Origin of the sequence: Paenibacillus rubinfantis (assembly GCF_001486505.1) — a bacterium.
GTDB classification, from domain to species: domain Bacteria; phylum Bacillota; class Bacilli; order Paenibacillales; family Paenibacillaceae; genus Fontibacillus; species Fontibacillus rubinfantis.
Genome location: NZ_LN909063.1, coordinates 298,706 through 318,252, shown reverse-complemented (window position 1 = coordinate 318,252; position 19,547 = coordinate 298,706). Strand labels below are relative to the sequence as shown.

The window sequence follows — 19,547 nt, the reverse complement described above, 5'->3', positions numbered from 1 at the left end:
AACTGTGGCGCGGAGCGGTGATGCCAGGCTGCGACACGGGCAGCTATTTGGGCTATGGGCCGTGGGCTATGGGACAGTGGGCTATGGGCTGTGGGCTATGGGGCCGTGGGGCGCGGAGCGTGACCCCGGCCCGAAGTTGAGGCCAGCATAAGCCCTGGGCGGCAAGAAATGTTGTATTCCGTACAACATTTCTCACGGGGTACATCGAAATTGGGGCAAAAATGTTGCAGTTTATACAACATTTTTGCCCCTTTTTGCTGGAATCGCGCTAAATTGTTGTACTAAAGAGTCAATTTCATAATTCAGTTTGCTGGAGGGCATGCTTGCCCAAAATTCGAGATCGTTTTTTATAAAAATCAGGCGACTTGCCGGTGCTGACTCAACTGCTTGTTCAACTTGTCTAAGGCAAACTTACTGAGATTATAAGCCAACGTGCTTAACTGAAAGTCGACGCTCGCTCGAACACCGCGGTGACGTGTGCGTCTCATTCCGAAATACTCCTTGAGGTAGGCAAATACGCGCTCCACAGCAGTTCGTTTCTTGTACAGCTTCACAAAGCTCTCGCTTCCTCTTGCCGGATAGGTGTGCTTGCGCAGATCCGTTTCAATGCGGATCTTAAAGACCTTCTGGCAGCTGGACTCGGCAAATGGGCAATCCTTGCACTCGTTTGGCCGAGTATATCGAAGTGTCTCGTATTTGGTGTCAAAACTGTCATAGCGGTAGGCATGCCCCTCCTTGCAAACGGGACTGTAATCCCGGTTCATTCCCTCGGGAGGTTCCGTATGGTGGATTATATCAATGACCGGGTAGGCGCCTAGCGAGTGAATTAACTGGTAGACCGCCTTGCTGTCGTAGCCTTTGTCTCCTAAGACGTGCTTCACTTTAAGCATAGGGAACTTCAGCGGCAGGCCCTTAAGCAGCAAAATCGCCATTCGTTGGTCGTTTGGGTTCGCCGAGCTGAACACACCGCTGAGAATGTATTGGCTGTCGGTATCCACTAATATATTCGCCTTGAAACCATACCAGCTGGTGAGCCTGCCTTTAGAGTTCTTTTTGTCACAGCGTGCGGCCTGCCTAGGCAATGCAGCGAGCAGTTCATCGTATGTGGAGGACAGCATGTCCTCCACTTTCTTCTCAAACGGCCCTAGGCTCGCTTCGTAAGCCTCCCGTTCCTTACGCCGACGCTCTGTTTCTTCAGCAGAGGCGCGCCCGCGCGGGTAGGTCGGTTTCCTAGGCCGTTCGCTCACGGGTGGGGGTTGCGACTCGGTGACATCCAATTTGAGTTGTTCTAACTCCGGTGTCTTACTTTGTTTTTTGGAACGTCGAGCGGCCCGTCGCTTGGATGCGGACTCGCTGAATTGGCAGTCCCAAGCTTCGACGATCGAGGAGTCGACGGCGATATGCGTACCAGATACGAATCCTTCTTCTAAGGCGGACAGTACTAGACGGTCCTGTAACTTCTCAAGAAGTCCATTTTGTTGCAGCGCATGGATCAGTCTCGAATAGGAAGCTTCGCTCGGTATGCGATTGGAACCGGTAAACCGACACTGGATTCGAAATTCTTCGCTGGACTTGAGCCGCTTAACCAGGGCGGACACAAATTCTATACCTTCCATTTTTGCGATGAGCAGCGAATAGATCATGGCCGGCACGTTCAATTCCTCCGGTCGCCCACGGCCGTGTTTTTTACTTAGCGATTGCATAACCGGAGCGAGGTTCAAATGCTCGAAGATCTGGCTATATCTATCTTCAGGTTGCATTTGTAACAATTCCTCGAAGGAAAACAGTTCTATTTGGCGAATTGAATAGATAGGGGTTACCTCCTTTTTTTTCTCTCGGGTTTGGTTTGGTTACCTGTTAATTCGAGATTTGGGGAGGTACTCCCTTTTCTATGACCAAAATATCCAGCTAGATCAACGGCTTTGAATTATGAAATTGACTCCTAAATGCAACATTTCTGCCCCCAAGCCAGCAATACGCATAAAAATGTTGTACTTTTTGCAACATTCTCTTCTTCCCTACCCGGTCCCACCCACCATTTACTACCCCTCATTCTACCTATCACCGACCATCTGCTGCTCCCTATTCTGCCTACCACCAACTAACTAGCTACCACCTAATTTTCTCCTTCAGCTGGATGTTGCCCCAAACGGCTCACCGTATGCTTACAGCCTTAGTCATTCCCCCAAGACCTCGATCGCCCGTTCCAAGCCGGTGACCAGCTGCTCCAGCGTCATGCTTGGGGCCCCCGGGTGACGCTCCGCTTGCTCCGGCAGGTAAGGAACATGGATAAACCCGCCTAGGATGGACTTGCCGCTAACAGCGAGATGGTGCATCAACCCGTAAAAGAGGTGGTTGCACACGAAGGTTCCTGCGGACAGCGATAGCGACGCAGGGATTCCCGCTTTCTTCAACCGGTCCGCCATCCGCTGAACTGGCAGCGTGGTCCAATACGCCGCCGGGCCCTCCGGCACGACCGGCATGTCGACCGGTTGGAATCCGGCATTGTCGGCGATGTTGGCGTCGCTTAAGTTGACGGCAATTCGCTCGAACGAGATCCCGTCTCGTCCGCCGGCCTGCCCCAGCGCGATCACCACTTCGGGTTCGGTTTCCTTTATCCCCTCCAATAAGCGCTCGGTGGATTTGCCGAACACCGTTGGCAGCTCCAGGCCTACGATCTCCAAAGAGCCGATCACGCGGCCCTGCAGCCGTCGCACCGCTTCCACCGCCGGATTAATGGGTTCTCCGCCAAAGGGTTCAAAGCCGGTCAGCAACAATTTTCTCATCCAAACTCCCTCCTCCTCTTGAAATCCATCGATCCCTTGCGCTATACTGCTATACAAATCAAATCTCGGAATCATGCCTATGAAGAGCATCCAACTCGGAGGCGTTTTCGTCAAGGGGAACATCGCGTTCAACGCGGGGTTATCTCCTCCTAAGCTAACCGGGTCCGCCCGTTACCGCGGAACTAAAGGGGATTGAACCGACCCAATCGGTTCAATCAATTTGGGTGGCACCGCGAGTCGATAAGCGCTCCTCGTCCCAATCGGACGAAGGGCGCTTTTTGTATTCTTATCGAAAAGGAGCGGATCACCCATGTTAGACATCAAATGGATTCGGGATCATCAAGAACAAGTTCAAACGGCCGCGGAGGAAAAAGGGATCGAATTGTCGGTCCCAGAGCTCTTGCGCTGGGACGACCAACGCCGGGTTTTACTGCAGGAGACGGAGCGGCTGCGACAGGAGCGCAATCGGCTGACGCCGCAGATTGAGGCGCAGATCCGGGAGCACGGACCGGACGCCGCCGTCACATTGAAAGACGATGTCAAGCAGCTAAACCGGCGACTACAAGGGCTGGAGAAGGAGTTGGTGGAAGCCGACCGCGAATATCGTCGGCTGATGCTGCTCGTCCCTAACCCGGTCTCGCCGGATACACCCCAGGGCCGGTCGGATCTCGATAATGTCGAGGTGAAGCGAGTCGGCGAATCGCCCACGTTTGGGTTTGCACCGCGAGACCATGTCGCGTTAGGCGAGCTCCACCGGATCATCGACATCCCCCGCGGGGTCAAAACGGCCGGCTCGCGCAACTACTACTTAAGCGGTGCGGGGGTCCTGCTCCACCGGGCGGTACAGCAACTGGCCATGGATCTCCTCATGGCCAAGGGCTTCACCCTGCTGGAGGTGCCGTTAATGGTACGTTCGGAGGCGCTGGAGAACACCGGGTTTTTCCCGTTGGGCGCGGATCAAACGTTCCGGATAGCTGACGATGACCGCTGGCTGGTTGGCACGGCCGAGGTTCCGCTCGTGTCGTATTACGACCACGAGATCGTTGACCTCACCCAGCCGATCAAGCTGGCAGCTGCCTCGGTGTGCTTCCGCAGCGAAGTGGGTTCGGCAGGCCGCGACGTGCACGGCTTGTACCGCGTACATCAGTTCTCGAAGGTCGAGCAGGTTGTGCTCTGCGAGAACGACGTGGAACGGTCGGAGCAGCTGTTTCAGGAAATCACCCAAAACGCCGAGGAGCTGCTTCAGCTGCTGGAGCTGCCTTATCGGGTGATGGCGGTGTGTACCGGCGACATGTCGCAAAAAACGTATAAGCAATACGACATCGAAACGTGGATGCCCAGCCGCGGCGCTTACGGGGAGACCCATTCGTCGTCGCAGCTGCTGGATTTTCAGGCACGTCGTTCGAACCTCCGCTATAAGGATCGGGACGGCAAGCTGCAATACGGCTATACGCTGAATAACACCATGGTTGCCTCGCCGCGGATCTTGATCCCGTTGCTGGAAAATCATCAGGAAGAAGACGGCAGCATCCGGATTCCGCTGGCGCTGCGCAAATATATGAACGGGCTGGAGCGCCTGACACCAACCAGCTTGCAATTGTAGGAAACATTTCCCACACAACAAATTGGCTTGGGTTTCGTCCAATTATATAAACCATCCAGAAAATAGGTGATTTGTAATGACGAAACCATTCCATACAAGAAAACTGACCTGGCTGCTGGCAGCTTCCCTGGTGCTGGCCGCTCAAGCGGGAACGGCCGGTGCGGAGCCCGCGGGCGGCACGGCCACGGGAGCCTTGACCGAGACCGCGATCTCAGCAACCCAAACCACCTCCACCAGCGGCATCGCCATCGAACTGGACGGTCGGCCGCTGCAGACGGAGACACCGCCGATCCTGGTGGACGGCAGCGTCCTGCTGCCGATTCGCGACGTTTTTGAAGCGCTAGGCGCCACACTCGCCTGGGACGATAGCAGCAAGACCGTTACGGCCACACAAGGCCAAATGACACTGGTTTACCGCATCGGCGACCCAACGGCGCTGTTGAACGGCCAGACCTTGACGTTGCCGGTCCCCGGGCAGATTGCGGACGGTTATGCGCTGGTGCCTCTGCGGTTCGTCAGTGAAGCGTTGGGCAGCGAGGTCGCTTGGGACGGGGAGAGCCGTACGGTGCGGATCACTTCGACGTTGAACTATGAAACCACGGTCACCTGGGGCGTTAATCTGCGCAGTTCACCGGATGCGAGCAGCGATACGGTTGGCGAGGAGCTGCTCCCCACCGGCAACAAGCTGCATGTCGTTCGCGAGGCCAGCCCGCTCTGGTTGGAGGTGCGTACTCCCGACGGGCGCTCCGGGTATGTCTCGGCCAAGCCGAAATACACCAATTATCGCAGCAATTCCTTGGCGGACAAGCAGGCCGACGAGTTGATCGCCTATGGCAAAACGTTTGAAGGCACGCCCTATGAATTCGGGGCATCCTCTGACCAAACGAAGACGTTCGACTGTTCTTCTTTTGTGAAAAGGGTGTATGAGGACGTTCTCTCGATCGAGCTGCCCCGCGTTTCCTATGACCAAGCGAAAGAGGGTACGGAGGTCAGCCTAAACGAGCTGCGCAAAGGGGATTTGCTGTTCTTCAGCGCGCGCGGTCTGGATATCGGTCATGTGGGTATTTACATCGGGGACAACCAAATTTTGCATACCTACTCCAAAGAGCAAGGCGTTCATATCGAGGCGTTTGACGGCCAGTGGACCAAGCGGTTCGTGACCGCACGGCGACTGTTCTAAGCATCTGCGGGTGCTAGATCGAGTTCATTCAGTTTTCATCCGATTTTGCCGACATAATAAGTAAAGATGTTGGCGAAGGAGGTGAATCCGTGTGGTTTTGCCGGGCATGTACGAACGGATGAAGTTACACCGGAAAAAGCGCATGGAGACGCGATGTGGAAATGGCTGAAAGGCTCGAAAGCAACCCTTGATCCTGCCCGCAGCGAAGCCGCCGCGACAAGCCAGATGGACACGCCCCTGGCAAATGATCTCCCCCCGCAGCCGAAGGTTATCATCATTACCGGCACAAGCGGCTCCGGCCGCAAGAGCATCGCTAAGCGGCTAAGCGCTGATCTGGGCCTTCCTTATGTGCTGCCATACACGACCCGTGCAATGCGTGTGGGTGAAAGGGACGGCGAGCACTACCGTTTTATTGGGGAAGCCGACTTTCAGGCGATGGTGGAACGACTGGAGTTCAGCCAAAGCGTCCGCTTGGAGCGAGGCAGCTACGGCATCGCCGAACGCGAGCTGAGCGATGCGCTGGAGCAGTATGGCGCGGCGGTTGTCGTCGTGAATCACGACGGCTTGCAGACGCTGCGGAAACGGTTTGGGCCCCAGGCAATTCGGATTTTCCTCTACGTGACGAAGGAGGACATTCGACTGCGCGAGGAGCGGGAAGGAGCGCCCACCGAGGTCATTGAGGAGTATTTAAGGAACTACTCCGAGCAGGTGATCCACAAGAAGGAATCCGATTATTTGCTGCAAAACATCGATCCCGCCGCGACGTTGGCGAAGATTAAGGTCTTTTTGCAGGATAAAATCTAAGATGGAAGCGGGTTGTCCCGGCCAAATACGGCTGGGCGGCCCGTTTTTTTGCGCTTTGAGCAGAGCTGGGCTGATGAAGCTTGACGAGAGAGAAATTTATTTATATAGTTATATACAAGACTATATAACCATACAACTAATAACTAAGAGACACGGAGGTGAATTCCCGTTGAGTCCGTCTTTTGACGATAAGAAGCCGATTTTTCTACAGATCAAAGAGCTCATTGAGGACCAGATCGTAAACGATCAATTGAAGGAACACGAGCAAATTCCGTCCACAACGCAGCTGGTTCAATTTTACAAAATCAATCACCTGACGATTTCCAAAGGCATCAATTTGCTGGTGGATGCCGGTATTTTGTACAAAAAAAGGGGGGTTGGCATGTTTGTAGCGGAGAAGGCCAAGGAAATGCTGCTGACGCAGCGCAAGGAACGGTTTCTCGATGAGTACGTCCTGCCGATGATGCGGGAGGCCGTCAAGCTGGGGATTGCCGACGGCGAAATCAATCTGCTGATCACCAAAGCAAAGGAAGGGATCAAACATGAGCCTTAACGTTACGCTGGAGCAGGTAAGTGTCAACTATGGCGGCAAGCGCGCGCTGTCGGATATTACCTTGGAGCTGGAAGCCGGGAAAATTTACGGTCTGCTGGGCCGAAACGGTGCGGGGAAAACGACCCTGCTCTCCCTGCTGGCCTCTTATATGGAGCCGACGGCAGGCCGGGTGCGGATTGGCGGCAATAACCCGTATGAGCATGCGGAGACGATGGCCCAGGTCAGCTTCATTTACGAAACCAACTATAGTGAGGAAAGCGATAAAATAAAGGGCATGCTGCAGGTGGCTGAGCGGTACCGCCCCCATTTTGACCGGGCCTATGCTGAGGAGCTGGTCCAGTTGTTTGGATTGCCGATGAACATCCCGATTAAGAAATTCTCCAGCGGGATGCAGTCGGCGCTCAATGCCGTAATCGGCCTGGCAAACCGGACGCCGGTAACGATCTTTGACGAGGTTTATCGCGGGATGGACGCACCTACGCGGGAGATTTTTTACAAGCAGCTGCTGGAGGATCAGGCAGACCATCCGCGGACGATGATCCTGTCCACCCACCTCGTTTCGGAAATGGATTATTTGTTCGAAGACGTGGTGATTTTGCACAAAGGACGGATGCTGCTGAAGGAGCCGATTGACCGGCTGTTGGACCGCGGCGCCTCCATCACCGGAGCGTCCGCTGAAGTCGACGCGTTCGTCCGCGGCATGAAAATCCTGAACGTTCAGCAGTTGGGCGGAACGAAATCGGCGATAGTCTATGGGGAGTTCGATGAGGCCCAGCGCAGGGCCGCTGCGAGCAAAGGCCTCGACATCGGCCCGGTCCCGCTGCAGGATCTGTTTATTCACTTAACGGGGGAGGAGGGTTCCCATGACAACCATTCCGAGTTCTAAAAGTCAATCCGTCAATAACGCCGGTCGCGCCCTTCGGGTCGCTGCGGATATGTCCCGGCTTCAGCTGAGCTGGTCCGCCTGGTTTATCAGCTTTGTGATCCTGGCGTATGCGTTAATCGAAATCAATGCGCAAAACTTCATTACGTTCGCTTTTCAACCGGCTAAGGTGTTTATGCTCGTGATCGGGATTGTTTCGGTATCCGGTTTCCTGAGCTTCTATGCCCGACATGGGGTTACACGAAAAGCTTATTTCTACGGCTCCTCGCTGGCTGCGGCGATCGTGGCCCTCGTGTTGATGGGGGGCGTCGGGGTCCTTGCCGGCTTGCAGCAATGGCTGATCCCCGCACCCTCGAAGCCTTTCTTCCTGGGGGAAAACGCCTCTTGGTTGCTTACCGTCATCGTATATATGCTGAATGCCTTAGCGTACTACTTGGCGGGGTATATTATCGGGATCGGCTTTTACCGGTTTGGCAAGCTCGTCGGCATGCTGTATATCGTCCTGGCGCTTGGAGTGCTTGCTGCATCCGAGGCGATGTGGGATGTAGAGCTTAAGGAATTGATTAACCGCGTTGTGTATATCGGCCAAATCCCGGTGTGGGGCTCTATCTTGGGGGCGTTGCTTCTGGTTGGCATTGCACTGGGGATCATTTGGGCCACGATCCGACGGGTACGCTACAAAATAAAATAAGCGGGCGTAGTTCATTGTCCCTTTCGATCCTATTGGGGATTCGTCTAATGGGTACGAAACTAAGATGCCCGAGGTGATCCCTGACCATGAAATACAGTGTCATCATCCCCAGCTATAATAAGGCGCTGCCACTGATGCTGACATTAACCGCGTTTGAAACCCAGACTATCCGCACGATCAATTTGAAGTGGTGGTCGTCAATGACGGATCTACCGATCAAGGCCATTCTGACTTAGGCTTGCCAAAGTCTGTGGCCGGACTCGGCGAAACCGTCCCGGCACCGGCGACATCGCAAACGTTTAGTGCACCGAGAGGTACGCCGCAGAAGAGGGATCCGGCGGATAATTCGGGCCGCCGGGAAAGCCGCTGGCCGTACCCGCGGCAAGACTAGCCTGCGGAGCCTTCGCCTGTTTCGGGCCAGCGTGTTGCGCGGAAGAAGTCGACGGCGGCACCGGCGGTGAAAAGGAAACAACCCTCTCTCCCTTAGGAGAGAGGGTTGTTTCTTTTTTGAGGAGAGATTGCGTTTCAGTTAGCGGGTTAGCTGGTTCCTTCCTCTGCATTCACATCCAACGCAAAGGTGTCCTTTAATCCTGCCCGCCCCTTCGCGGTCACTTTGACCGCCCGGCTCTGCGGACTTCGCTCCACCCACCCCAGCTCCATCAGCCGCTCCAAGATTGCATTGCCGAGCGCCCCGGCGAGGTGGTGTTGGCGTTCGCTCCAATCCAGGCATTTGTGGGAAAAAGAACGGCGCTTGCTCCTCGCCCGGTCGATATCGACCCCAAATCGGTTTAGCACGGTTTCCCCCTCCGCGGTAACTTCAAACGTCCCGTCTCCTTCGGCGAGAACCCCTGTGCGCACCAAGCATTGCGTCAGACGAACACCAAGACTTCCCGCCAAATGGTCATAGCAGGTTCGGGCAACCCGCAATGCCTGGTCCTCCGTCGCCTGCCGTAAGGACTGAATCGGAGCCGGAGGTGCGATCGACAATAACGACTCCAGCACCCGGGCGACCTCCGGACTTGCGATCCCGTAGTAGCGGTGACGGCCTTGTTTTTCGACGGCCACCAGGCCAGCCTCCGTCAGTTTGGCCAAATGAAAGCTGGCGGTTTGCGCCTGAATCCCGGCCATCCGCGCCAGCTCACCGGCCGCATGGTATCTCCCGTCGAGCATGGCCGTCAGCATCGCCGACCGGCTGGAGTCGCTGACGAGCGAGGCGATCACCGCAGCTTGCGTCTGCATCGGTGCGACTTTCATGGCAATGAACTCCCCCTTTTGAGGATGCATCCATATTTCGATGCTCATCGTAATGTTGCCATTATACAATGAACAGGAAGTGACGGAAAACCAAGGAGGGGATTTATTTGTATTCTTCGAAAGCGCCAATTCCGCCAGAGGACACCTTGCTTGTCCAGCCCAAAATTTTGTATTACGGAACGCCCGTCGTCCTGCTCACAACCCAAAATGAAGACGGAAGCACCAACATCAGTCCGATCTCATCCTCTTGGGCGCTTGGGGACCACATCGTCCTCGGCCTCGGATTGGGCGGAAAAGCCGCCGAGAACCTACAACGTCACCCGGAGTGCGTGATCAATCTCCCCGATCCTTCCTTATGGGAACAAGTTGAGCGCCTAGCCCCTACAACGGGAAAAAACCCCGTACCGCCGGTAAAAGCCGCACAAGGTTTTGTTCATCAAAAGGATAAGTTTGCGGTCAGCGGTCTTACGCCCCAGCCTTCCCGACAAGTCCAGCCCGCCCGCATCCGCGAGTGCCCGTTGCAGATCGAAGCGGTAGTGAGGGATTTCCGCGTGCCGGCGCACGCCCCCTTCTTCGCGATCGTCGAGACTCATGCCGTGATCGTCCACGCCCACCGCGACCTCGTCATCGGCGACCGCCACATCGACCCTCGCCAATGGAGCCCGCTCATCTACAACTTCCGCCACTACTTCGGCCTCGGGGAGCCGTTGGGGCGGACGTTTCGGGCGGAGGTTTGAGGGGGTGGGGAACCTGGGAGTGTTACGAGGCGGTAGATCCAACGCTGCGCTTACGGTTATTTACTCCGTATCCCCGCCCTCGGCTTCCCAACGGGCGATTTCCTCACGCACGCGCGGAGCCACCTCTTTACCGAGAAGCTCGATGGCTCGCATTACGTCCTCATGCGGCATGGTGCCAAGCGGGCAATGCAGGAAGAACCGAGTGATGCCTACATTTTTGCGCAGATAGATGATCTTGTTGGCCACCGTCTCCGGATCGCCGACATACAGTGCGCCTTCCAGGCTGCGAGCCGCATCGTAACTGGCCCGACCGTAATGGCCCCAGCCGCGTTCACGGCCGATGATGTTCATCACCGCCTGCGTCGAAGGGAAAAACTTCTCCACGGCCACATCGTTTCGCTCAGCGACAAATCCGTGCGAATGGGAAGCCACCGTCAGCTTTGAGACGTCATGCCCGGCCTTAGCTGCGGCCTGCTTGTAAATTTTCACAAGCGGCGCGAATTGAGTTGGCCGGCCGCCAATGATCGCCAGCACCAGCGGCAAACCAAGCACTCCGGCGCGAATGACGGATTCGGTATTGCCGCCGCTGCCGATCCAGACTGGGAGCGGGTTTTGCACGGGACGCGGATAGACGCCTAAATTTCTGATCGCAGGACGGTGCTTGCCTTGCCAGGTTATTTTTTCCGACTCACGCAGCTTTAGCAGCAGATCGAGCTTCTCCTCAAACAGCTCTTCATAATCGTTCAAATCGTATCCGAACAGCGGGAAGGACTCGATAAAAGAGCCGCGTCCAGCCATGATCTCTGCACGCCCGTTGGATAGACCGTCCAGCGTCGCAAAGTCCTGGAACACGCGAACCGGATCATCGGAAGACAGCACGGTTACGGCGCTGGTCAGCCGGATGCGCGTTGTCTGCGGTGCGGCGGCGGCCAGCACCATCGCAGGCGAGGAAGCCGCATAATCCTGACGGTGATGCTCCCCTACACCAAACACATCCAACCCAACTTTGTCGGCGAGCACAATTTCCTCCACCACCTCGCGCAGCCGTTGCGCATGACTAATCAATTCGCCAGTGACAACGTCCGGCGTCGTTTCTACGAACGTGCTGATCCCGATTTCCATGTTTCGTTCCTCCGCTTCATCTATTAACTATATTTTTGTATTTTACTATACTTTTCTCATATGAGCAAAAGTTAAGCGCCCCCCCGCATACGCGTCCCGTCGTCCATAAGCTGAGCGCATTGACGTTCACCTATACGTACGTGCGGGCTGCGGGGGAGCCGCGCGGGTGAGTGTGGCGCGTAGACGCTCACTCGGGGGGGGTGTTGGCCCCCGCGTGAGCGGCGGAACGCCCCGAAATGTTGTAAAAATTGCAACATTTCGGGGCGGTTGGCGGGCCGGGGGAGTGAAAATGTTGCATAAAGTGCAACATTTATCGCCGGGAACGGCCCGCGGGGGCTTAAATGTTGCAGTTTATGCAACATTTCGCCCCGCAGGGGCAAAAAGAAGGGAGAAATGTTGTAGGAAATACAACATTTCTCCCTTGGGGCGCGGCGAGCGCGTAGACGCGGGCCAGCGGGGCCCGGGAGGGCCCGGCGCGTGCCGCTCTACACGTGTGGTGTTCCTCTCTGCGGTAATCTGCAACCGGCCGCCGCCTTCGGAGTGAACCCCGGTGCCCCTCAAGCATCGGCCCAGGCGTACACCGAGACACGCCGCCCACTCGGCTGAGCCGCCGCGTCCAGGAAGCGCGCGCCCAGCGCTTCGGCCATCCCGGCACCGCCGTCGTTCGTCGCGCTGCCGCCAATGCCGACGATGATCCGGCGCACGCCCTGATCGAGGCAGGCGCGGATCAGCTCGCCGGTGCCGTACGTCGTTGTCTGCAGCGGGTTGCGCCGATCCGGAGGCACCTGCTGGAGCCCGCTGGCCGAGGCCATCTCAATCGCCGCCGTCTCCCCGTCGCCCAGCAGGCCGTACTGCGCAGTCACCGACTCACCCAGCGGCCCCGTCACCTCCAGCGAGCACAGCTTGCCGCCCGTGGCGTCAACCAAAGCCTGAACGGTCCCTTCCCCGCCGTCCGCCATCGGGACATGGACAAAATGCGCCTCCGGGAACGCTTGGCGCAGCCCTTGTTCCATCGCCAGGCACACTTCCTTCGCCGTCATGCTCTCCTTAAACGAATCCGGCGCCAACACGAACGTGGGTTGCCGTGTCAAACTCATCGGTGCCCCTCGCCTATTCTTTCATGAACTTCGCAGCCGCTTCCATCGCCCCGACCACCCGATCGCACCAGGCGTCGAATTCCGGGTCCGCCACCTGAAGCTCAGGGTGCGCCAGGATATGCTCCACCGTCCGCCGGACCCCTTGATCCACGCGAACCGTAGCCGTAAAGCCAGGCACCAGCCGCTTCAGCTTACTATTGTCGAAGACAACCGTATTTGCCTTGTCGCCCAGCAGTCCGCCGCGGAAATCGTAAGGGCCGTTCTCCGCCAAAAATTCAGAAGCGACATGCACCGCACGCAGCTTCACGCCCAACGCATCCGCGATGATTTCGTAAATTTGGTTCCAGGTCACGCTTTCGTCCGAAGTAATATGCACGGACTCTCCAATCGCATGCACGTTCCCCATCAGCCCGATAAAAGCTTGCGCAAAATCGCTGTTATGCGTTAACGTCCACAACGACGATCCGTCGCCATGGATCAGAACCGGCTTGTTCTCCAGCATCCGCTGTGCCACCTGCCAGGACCCCTTATTACCGTGAACGCCCAGCGGAATCGACCGCTCATCGTAGGTGTGACTCGGCCGCACAATCGTAATCGGGAAGCCCTGCTCGCGGTATTCCTTCAGCAGATATTCCTCGCAAGCAATTTTGTTGCGGGAATAAGCCCAATACTTATTGGACAGCGGCGTCCCTTCGGTGATTCGATAATCCGACAAAGGGGTTTGATAAGCCGAAGCCGAGCTGATGAACATAAATTGCTTCGTTTTGCCGGCAAATAACCGGACATCCCGCTCCAGCTGCGCCGGTTCAAAGGCGATGAAATCCGCCACCACGTCAAAGGTATGCCCTTCGAGCTTCGCGGCCACCTCGGCTTCCTGATGAATATCCGCCTCAATGACATGCACGCCGGGCGGCAATTCCCGGTTCCGGTTCCCCCGGTTCAGCAGATACAGCTCCCAGTTGCGGTCTTCCGCCAGCTGTCGGGTAATCGCCGAGCTGATCGTCCCCGTGCCTCCGATAAATAGCGCTTTCATAACAATCCCCTCCTAAGTCAAGTGAAGTCCAATTCGCCCAATCCCCTCCATGGTAACACCTCCCCTCACATTTTCCAACTGACCTGACCCTCATCGCCCAACAACCCAGCCGGATGCCTTATCGCATTGACATCGTTCCTGCAAAAATGGTATCTTCAACCCTACCCGGCCTTCGAAAAGGCGGGGTTGCTCTGTTGCTTTAGCCTTTGCGCGAAATGTCCGATAATAGGAATAAAGCGTTAACAATTATAAAGAAAAGAATGTGATGTCTATTGAAGCCGATTTTCGCCCGTCTGCAAAATAACGCCTTCCTGGAGAAGCATCTGTCCGGCGAATCCATGGACTACCGGCAGATCTTTGCTTTGTTTCTGCCGATCCTCATCGACCAGGCGTTCATCGTTGGCCTCAATCTGGTGAATACCGCCATGATCAGCTCGTCCGGCGTCGCCGCCGTCAGCGCGGTGAACATCGTCGACTCGCTGAACATCTTCCTGATCAGCGTGTTTGTGGCCGTCGCGACCGGGGGGACGGTGGTGGTCGCCCAATACAAAGGCAGCCGCAACGATCGCAACGTCTCCCGCGCCTCCGCAGCGACGGTCACGGCGGTGGCCTTGCTTGCTGTCGGGATTGCCCTGCTGTTGATCGGCTTTCACAATCCGATTCTTAAGCTGCTGTTTGGCGCCGCATCCGCCGACGTATTGGACAATGCCCGCGTCTATCTGATCGGCAGCAGCATCTCTTACACCGGATTGGCCATCGTCCAGGCGGTCTGCTCCGCGCTAAGGGGCATCGGCAAAACCCGGGCCTCGTTAGCCCTGTCGCTGATCATGAACCTGCTGTACGTGCTGCTGAACATTTTGCTGATCACGCTTCTCGATATGGGCGTCTTCGGCATGACGCTGGCGATCAATATCGCCCGGTTCGCAGGCGCGATCTGCGCGCTGTATTATCTGTTCAAAATGGAAGCGTCCCTGCATCTCCGCTTGCGCGACCTGTTCCACTTCCCGGTGGAGATGCTGCGCAAAATCCTGTTCATTGGCATTCCGTTTGCGGCCGAGCAGCTGTTCTTTAACGGCGGCAAGCTGCTGACCCAGGTCTTTATCGTCAGCCTGGGCACCTACGCGATTGCAACAAATGCCATCGGCGGCTCACTGGCCGGGGTATTTCAGATTCCCGCCAGCGCCCTGTCCCTGACGATTGTCACCGTCGTTGGCCAATGTATCGGCAGCGGCAGCGTTGGCGACGCGCGGAAGTTCATCAAGTCCTTCCTCTGGCTCGGCTCGGGATCGCTGGCGCTGATCAGCCTGATCCTGCTGCCGTTGTTCCGGCCGCTCGTGAGCATCTTCTCGCCGCCGTCCGACATCGTCGGCGACATCTTCCTTGTGCTCCTGGTGAGCTCCATCGCCCAGGTGCCGCTCTGGCCGATCAGCTTTATCCTGCCGTCCGCCCTGCGGGCGGCAGGCGACTCGCGCTTCACCTCGATGACCTCGATGCTGACGATGTGGCTGTTCCGGGTGATTCTCGGCTACATTCTCGGGATCACACTGGGCCTCGGTATCCTCGGTGTCTGGCTGGCGATGTGCAGCGAATGGGGCGTACGCGGAGCAGTCTTCTTCTGGCGTTTCCGCGGGAAGAAGTGGTACGCGCATAAGCTGATTTGACGCCAACAACCAGCAATCCCACAGTCAACACGAACAAGGCCGCCCCAATCAAGGGGCGGCCTTTTCCATGGCTCGCTTTCCAACGACTACGCTCCACCGCCCGAATGAATCCGCCGCGCGAAATCCACGAAGCGGAATTTGTCTGGCCGGTGCCGGGATTCCGTGTACTGGAACAAGCTGGCGTCCTCCAGGTAGACATGGCTGCGGATGACAACCATGTTGTGGAAGCCTTCCAGGTCCAGCAGTTGCTTGTCCTCGTCCGTAGGCTCCTCCACGACGATTTCTTTCTTGGCGAAGCTGATCTTTAGTCCGAGTTCATTCTCCAAATACTCGTAAATCGAGTTCTCGCAGATTTCCCGGGTCAAAGCCGGGACGAATTTTACGTTCAAATAATCCTTGTCGAGCAAGACCTTTCCCCCGCCAAACTCCCGGATACGCACGGCCTTCCACACCTCATCCTTACCGGATAGGTTCAACTGCTGCTTCACGAACGCATCCGGCTTCCCCCGGGACAGCTCATGCACCAGAGTTCGAGGCTTCTCGCCCATCTTGCCGGTCATCTCCTTAAAGCTCACCAAACCGGACACGGGAAAATCCACCATACTGCTGCGGATCACGATGGAGCCCTTCCCCTGCACCTTCTGGATATACCCGTTTTGCGCCAGCAGGGTCAAGGCTTTGCGAATCGTTTCCCTCGATGTGTCGTAACGCTCCTTCAGTTCATGCTCGGACGGCAGCAACGAATGGGGCGCGATCTCCCCGGCTTCAATTTGCCGCGCGATGTCATTATGAATCGCTAAATACTTGTTTGTCATGCTTCCGACCCCAACTTTTTTACGTTCTATGAAGATAATATACCACAGATTCGTAGGGTCTCAGTCGAATCCGTTGCGGGTCCGCCGGGGAATCCGCATAATTGGACAGCAGCAGCCGGCTTTCGTACCCGCGCCAACCCTCTAAGTCGGGCAGACCAAATTCCACTTCCTCACCAAAAAAGTTGTTCACGACAACCAGCTTCTCCGACCCGCCATCGCGTACATAAGCAAATACCGCCGGGTCCTCCTCGTGAAGCAGCTCAAACCGTCCGGTTGTGATCAGGTCATATTCCTTCCGCAGCCGTATCAGTTTCTGATAATGATAATAAATCGAGTCCGGATCCGCTGCCGCTCGCTCCGCGTTAATCTCCTTATAGTTGTCCGCTGGGCGAATCCACGGCGTACCGGTCGTAAATCCGGCGTTAGGCCCGTCATTCCATTGTACCGGGGTCCGCCCGTTGTCGCGGGATTTCTGGGCCAGGATCTCCAGGATGTCCGCCTCCGCTAAACCACGCTCCTTCAGGATGCCATACATGTTCAGCGACTCCACATCGCGATAATCCTCAATCCGGTCGAAGCCCGGATTCGTCATCCCAAATTCTTCCCCTTGGAAAATATAAGGCGTCCCTTGCATCATGTGCAACGCCGTGGCCAGCATTTTCGCCGATTCGCGATGATACTTCCCGTCGTCCCCAAACCGCGACACGGCGCGGGGCTGATCGTGATTGCACCAGAACAACGCATTCCACCCGCCGCCTTCGTACATCCCGGTTTGCCACTCGGCCAAAATCCGCTTTAACCGCAAGAAGTCGGGCTCACCTTTCGCCCACTTCTCCCCGTTCGGATAATCCACCTTCAAATGATGGAAGCTAAAGGTCATGTCTAGTTCTTTGCGTTCCGGATGCGTATAGCGAACGCAGTGCTCTATGGAAGTGGACGACATCTCCCCAACGGTCATCATCTCGTAATCGGCAAATACCGCGTGGTTCATCTCCTGCAGATATTCATGGATTTTAGGCCCGTCGGTGTAATATTTCCGGCCGTCCCCGGGAGCAACCAACCCGTCGTCATCCAAAAAGCGCGGGTCCTTGGAAAGGAGATTGATCACGTCCAGCCGGAAGCCGTCTACGCCTTTATCCAGCCAAAACTTCATCATTCCGTAGATTTCCTCACGCAGCCGGGCATTCTCCCAATTCAAATCCGCCTGGGTCACATCAAAGAGATGAAGGTAGTATTGGTCCGTTGCTTCGTCGTACTGCCAAGCGTTCCCGCCGAATTTGGACACCCAGTTGTTCGGAGGGCCGTCTTCCTTTCCGTCCTGCCAAATGTAATAATCCCGGTAGGGGTTGTCCTTGGACGACCGGGCGGCGACAAACCACGGGTGTTCGGTGGACGTATGGTTGACGACGATATCCATCAGGATTCGAAGGCCGCGGCGATGGGCTTCCTCCAGCAGCTGGTCGAAATCCTCCATCGTGCCGTAAGACTCGTAAATCCGGTAATAATCGCGGATATCGTATCCGTTGTCCCGTTGCGGCGAGTCGTATACCGGCGTCAGCCAGATCACGTCAACGCCTAGCTCCGCGAGGTAATCCAGCTTGCGGATGATCCCTTGCAGATCACCTACTCCATTACCGGTCGTGTCATTAAAGCTCTTCGGATAGATTTGATAAACAACCGACTTCTTCCACCAAGGTTCCGTCATGTCCAACACCTGTCCTTTCCTGAAAAAATGGTAAAGGAGGAACACTCCTGTTCCTCCGCATAAGGCTTAATTTTTCTTAAACGAGACTTTGCCGATGTTCGCTTTGGCAAAGATCATTGTAAAAATAAATGGGATCACGATCGCCACGGCCATCGCCAAAGCGAAGGTCACCATGTGTTGCGGCTGGATCGACAAGATACCCGGCAAGCCGCCCACGCCGATGGAATTGGCCATCACGCCGGTGCCAACCGAGATGACGGCCGCCACCAGCGAACCGATCATCGCAGCGAGGAACGGGAACCCGTACTTCAGGTTAATCCCAAACATCGCCGGCTCGGTAACGCCCAAGTAACAGGAGATTGTCGCCGGGATGGAGACCTGTTTCTCCTCTTCATTTTTACGATTAATAAAGATCATAGCCAGTACAGCCGAACCTTGGGCGATATTCGAGAGCGCGATCATCGGCCACAGGTTCGTCCCGCCCAGCTCGCTCATTAACTGCAGGTCAATCGCGTTGGTCATATGATGCAGCCCCGTGATGACCAGCGGCGCATACGCGAATCCGAAGATCGCGGCGAACAGCCAGCCAAACGACGAAGTCAAGCCGGAATAAACAACGTTGGAGATGACGGAGCCAATCTCCCAACCAATCGGGCCCAGCACGGTGTGCGCCAGCAGAACGGTAGGAACAAGGGCGAAGAACGGAACCACGATCATGGAGATGGACTGCGGAACGATTTTACGCAGCTTCAGCTCCAGGAAGGACAAGACCAGCCCCGCCAGGATCGCCGGAATCACCTGCGCTTGATAACCGATCATCTGCACCTTGGCAAAGCCGAAATCCCAATACGGAATGTCCGTTGCCCCGGCAACGCCATAAGCGTTAAGCAGCTGCGGCGAGACGAGCGTGATCCCCAGCACGATGCCGAGAATCGGCGTAGCACCCATCTTTCGTGCGACCGCCCAGGTGATGCCAACCGGCAGGAAGTGGAAGATCGCTTCGCCGATCAGCCACAGGAACGCGTGGGTACCGGCCCAGAACTGCGAGACCTCCACCAGCGTTTTCGTGCCGTCCTCCAGCATTTTGATGTCGCCGATAATGTTGCGGAAGCCGAGGATCAGACCGCCGACCACGATGGCTGGAATCAGCGGGGTGAAGATATCCGCCAGATGCGCGATCATCCGCTGCAGGAAGTTCATATTCTTCTTGGCTGCTTCTTTGGCTTCATCCTTTGAGGTATCGCTGACGCCCGCGATTTTAATGAACTCGTTATAAAATGAGGCCACTTCGTTGCCGATGATAACCTGAAACTGGCCGGCTTGCGTAAACGTGCCCTTGACCAGTTTGATGGCCTGGATTTGCTCGACATCCGCTTTTTGCGGGTCATTTAAGACAAAACGCATGCGGGTCGCGCAGTGGGTCACGACTGAAATATTATCGCGGCCGCCGACATGCTTCAGCAAATCGTTTGCCGGTTGAGTATAGTTGCTCATGGATGGTTCCTCCTTCGTGATGTGAGCCGATGAACAGTTTATTTTGCAGCAAACGCTTGCAAATGATGCCAAATCCGGCTTTCGATCAACTTGTATATACAGGTTTCTGTTTGCGTTTTCATTTTAGCT

Annotated in this window: 17 protein-coding genes and 1 pseudogene; 9 read left to right on the top strand and 9 right to left on the bottom strand. The window is 56.1% G+C overall.

The genetic code is table 11. The annotated features are described in order from the left end of the window. Positions 1-356 precede the first annotated feature (356 nt). Both BN3277_RS06550 and pcp read right to left on the bottom strand, forming a co-directional pair. Positions 357-1,760, bottom strand: coding sequence for a transposase (locus tag BN3277_RS06550; RefSeq protein ID WP_059041470.1), 1,404 nt, complete (start codon positions 1,758-1,760; stop codon positions 357-359). Positions 1,761-2,177: 417 nt separating this feature from the next. Further along, positions 2,178-2,786: a pyroglutamyl-peptidase I gene (gene pcp / locus BN3277_RS06545; RefSeq protein ID WP_059041808.1), complete on the bottom strand. Its 609-nt coding sequence runs from the start codon at positions 2,784-2,786 to the stop codon at positions 2,178-2,180. Between the two features lie 310 nt (positions 2,787-3,096). On the opposite strand from pcp, the gene serS reads away from it, so the two are divergent. The 7 genes from serS to BN3277_RS25470 all read left to right on the top strand — a co-directional run bounded on the left by serS (position 3,097) and on the right by BN3277_RS25470 (position 8,891). Next, on the top strand, positions 3,097-4,389 hold the full coding sequence (gene serS / locus BN3277_RS06540; protein ID WP_059041469.1) for a serine--tRNA ligase: 1,293 nt from the start codon (positions 3,097-3,099) through the stop codon (positions 4,387-4,389). Between the two features lie 76 nt (positions 4,390-4,465). Further along, positions 4,466-5,569, top strand: a complete 1,104-nt coding sequence (locus BN3277_RS06535) for a C40 family peptidase (RefSeq protein WP_059041468.1) — start codon at positions 4,466-4,468, stop codon at positions 5,567-5,569. Positions 5,570-5,722: 153 nt separating this feature from the next. Continuing rightward, on the top strand, positions 5,723-6,373 hold the full coding sequence (locus tag BN3277_RS06530; protein ID WP_059041467.1) for a guanylate kinase: 651 nt from the start codon (positions 5,723-5,725) through the stop codon (positions 6,371-6,373). 169 nt (positions 6,374-6,542) lie between these two features. Next, complete coding sequence (locus BN3277_RS06525) at positions 6,543-6,926, top strand: GntR family transcriptional regulator (protein WP_059041466.1); 384 nt, start codon at positions 6,543-6,545, stop codon at positions 6,924-6,926. Then, positions 6,916-7,812 (top strand): ATP-binding cassette domain-containing protein, encoded by an 897-nt coding sequence (locus BN3277_RS06520; RefSeq protein ID WP_059041465.1) that lies wholly within the window; start codon positions 6,916-6,918, stop codon positions 7,810-7,812. Before BN3277_RS06525 ends, BN3277_RS06520 begins: the two co-directional genes overlap by 11 nt. Next, entirely contained in the window at positions 7,790-8,500 is a 711-nt protein-coding gene (locus BN3277_RS06515; RefSeq protein WP_059041464.1) for a hypothetical protein, read from the top strand. Before BN3277_RS06520 ends, BN3277_RS06515 begins: the two co-directional genes overlap by 23 nt. 187 nt (positions 8,501-8,687) lie before the next feature. After that, a complete protein-coding gene (locus BN3277_RS25470; protein WP_148500991.1) occupies positions 8,688-8,891 on the top strand; it encodes a hypothetical protein in 204 nt (67 codons plus the stop codon). Positions 8,892-9,037: 146 nt separating this feature from the next. Here BN3277_RS25470 and BN3277_RS06510 read toward each other — a convergent pair whose 3' ends face one another. After that, positions 9,038-9,754, bottom strand: coding sequence for an ArsR/SmtB family transcription factor (locus BN3277_RS06510; protein ID WP_059041463.1), 717 nt, complete (start codon positions 9,752-9,754; stop codon positions 9,038-9,040). A gap of 107 nt (positions 9,755-9,861) precedes the next feature. Here BN3277_RS06510 and BN3277_RS06505 point away from each other — a divergent pair, with 107 nt between their 5' ends. Next, positions 9,862-10,491 (top strand): flavin reductase family protein, encoded by a 630-nt coding sequence (locus tag BN3277_RS06505; RefSeq protein WP_232436350.1) that lies wholly within the window; start codon positions 9,862-9,864, stop codon positions 10,489-10,491. A gap of 60 nt (positions 10,492-10,551) precedes the next feature. Here BN3277_RS06505 and BN3277_RS06500 read toward each other — a convergent pair whose 3' ends face one another. The 3 genes and pseudogenes from BN3277_RS06500 to BN3277_RS06490 all read right to left on the bottom strand — a co-directional run bounded on the left by BN3277_RS06500 (position 10,552) and on the right by BN3277_RS06490 (position 13,743). Next, positions 10,552-11,613, bottom strand: a complete 1,062-nt coding sequence (locus BN3277_RS06500) for an LLM class flavin-dependent oxidoreductase (RefSeq protein WP_059041461.1) — start codon at positions 11,611-11,613, stop codon at positions 10,552-10,554. 608 nt (positions 11,614-12,221) lie between these two features. Next, positions 12,222-12,710: pseudogene (locus tag BN3277_RS06495) on the bottom strand (glycerate kinase); the annotation flags it as partial. 13 nt (positions 12,711-12,723) lie between these two features. Next, on the bottom strand, positions 12,724-13,743 hold the full coding sequence (locus BN3277_RS06490) for an SDR family oxidoreductase (protein WP_059041460.1): 1,020 nt from the start codon (positions 13,741-13,743) through the stop codon (positions 12,724-12,726). A gap of 338 nt (positions 13,744-14,081) precedes the next feature. On the opposite strand from BN3277_RS06490, the gene BN3277_RS06485 reads away from it, so the two are divergent. Further along, positions 14,082-15,404 carry an MATE family efflux transporter gene (locus tag BN3277_RS06485; protein WP_082691372.1) on the top strand — a complete coding sequence of 441 codons (1,323 nt, stop codon included), beginning with the start codon at positions 14,082-14,084 and terminating at the stop codon, positions 15,402-15,404. An 86-nt stretch (positions 15,405-15,490) separates the two neighbouring features. Here the strand turns inward: BN3277_RS06485 and treR are convergent, their stop codons facing one another. From treR to treP, 3 genes are all read right to left on the bottom strand, one after another. Then, complete coding sequence (treR, locus tag BN3277_RS06480) at positions 15,491-16,219, bottom strand: trehalose operon repressor (protein ID WP_059041458.1); 729 nt, start codon at positions 16,217-16,219, stop codon at positions 15,491-15,493. Between the two features lie 19 nt (positions 16,220-16,238). Then, positions 16,239-17,924, bottom strand: coding sequence for an alpha,alpha-phosphotrehalase (treC, locus tag BN3277_RS06475; RefSeq protein ID WP_059041807.1), 1,686 nt, complete (start codon positions 17,922-17,924; stop codon positions 16,239-16,241). A gap of 66 nt (positions 17,925-17,990) precedes the next feature. Further along, positions 17,991-19,418 (bottom strand): PTS system trehalose-specific EIIBC component, encoded by a 1,428-nt coding sequence (treP, locus tag BN3277_RS06470; RefSeq protein ID WP_059041457.1) that lies wholly within the window; start codon positions 19,416-19,418, stop codon positions 17,991-17,993. Between the last annotated feature and the right edge of the window lie 129 nt (positions 19,419-19,547).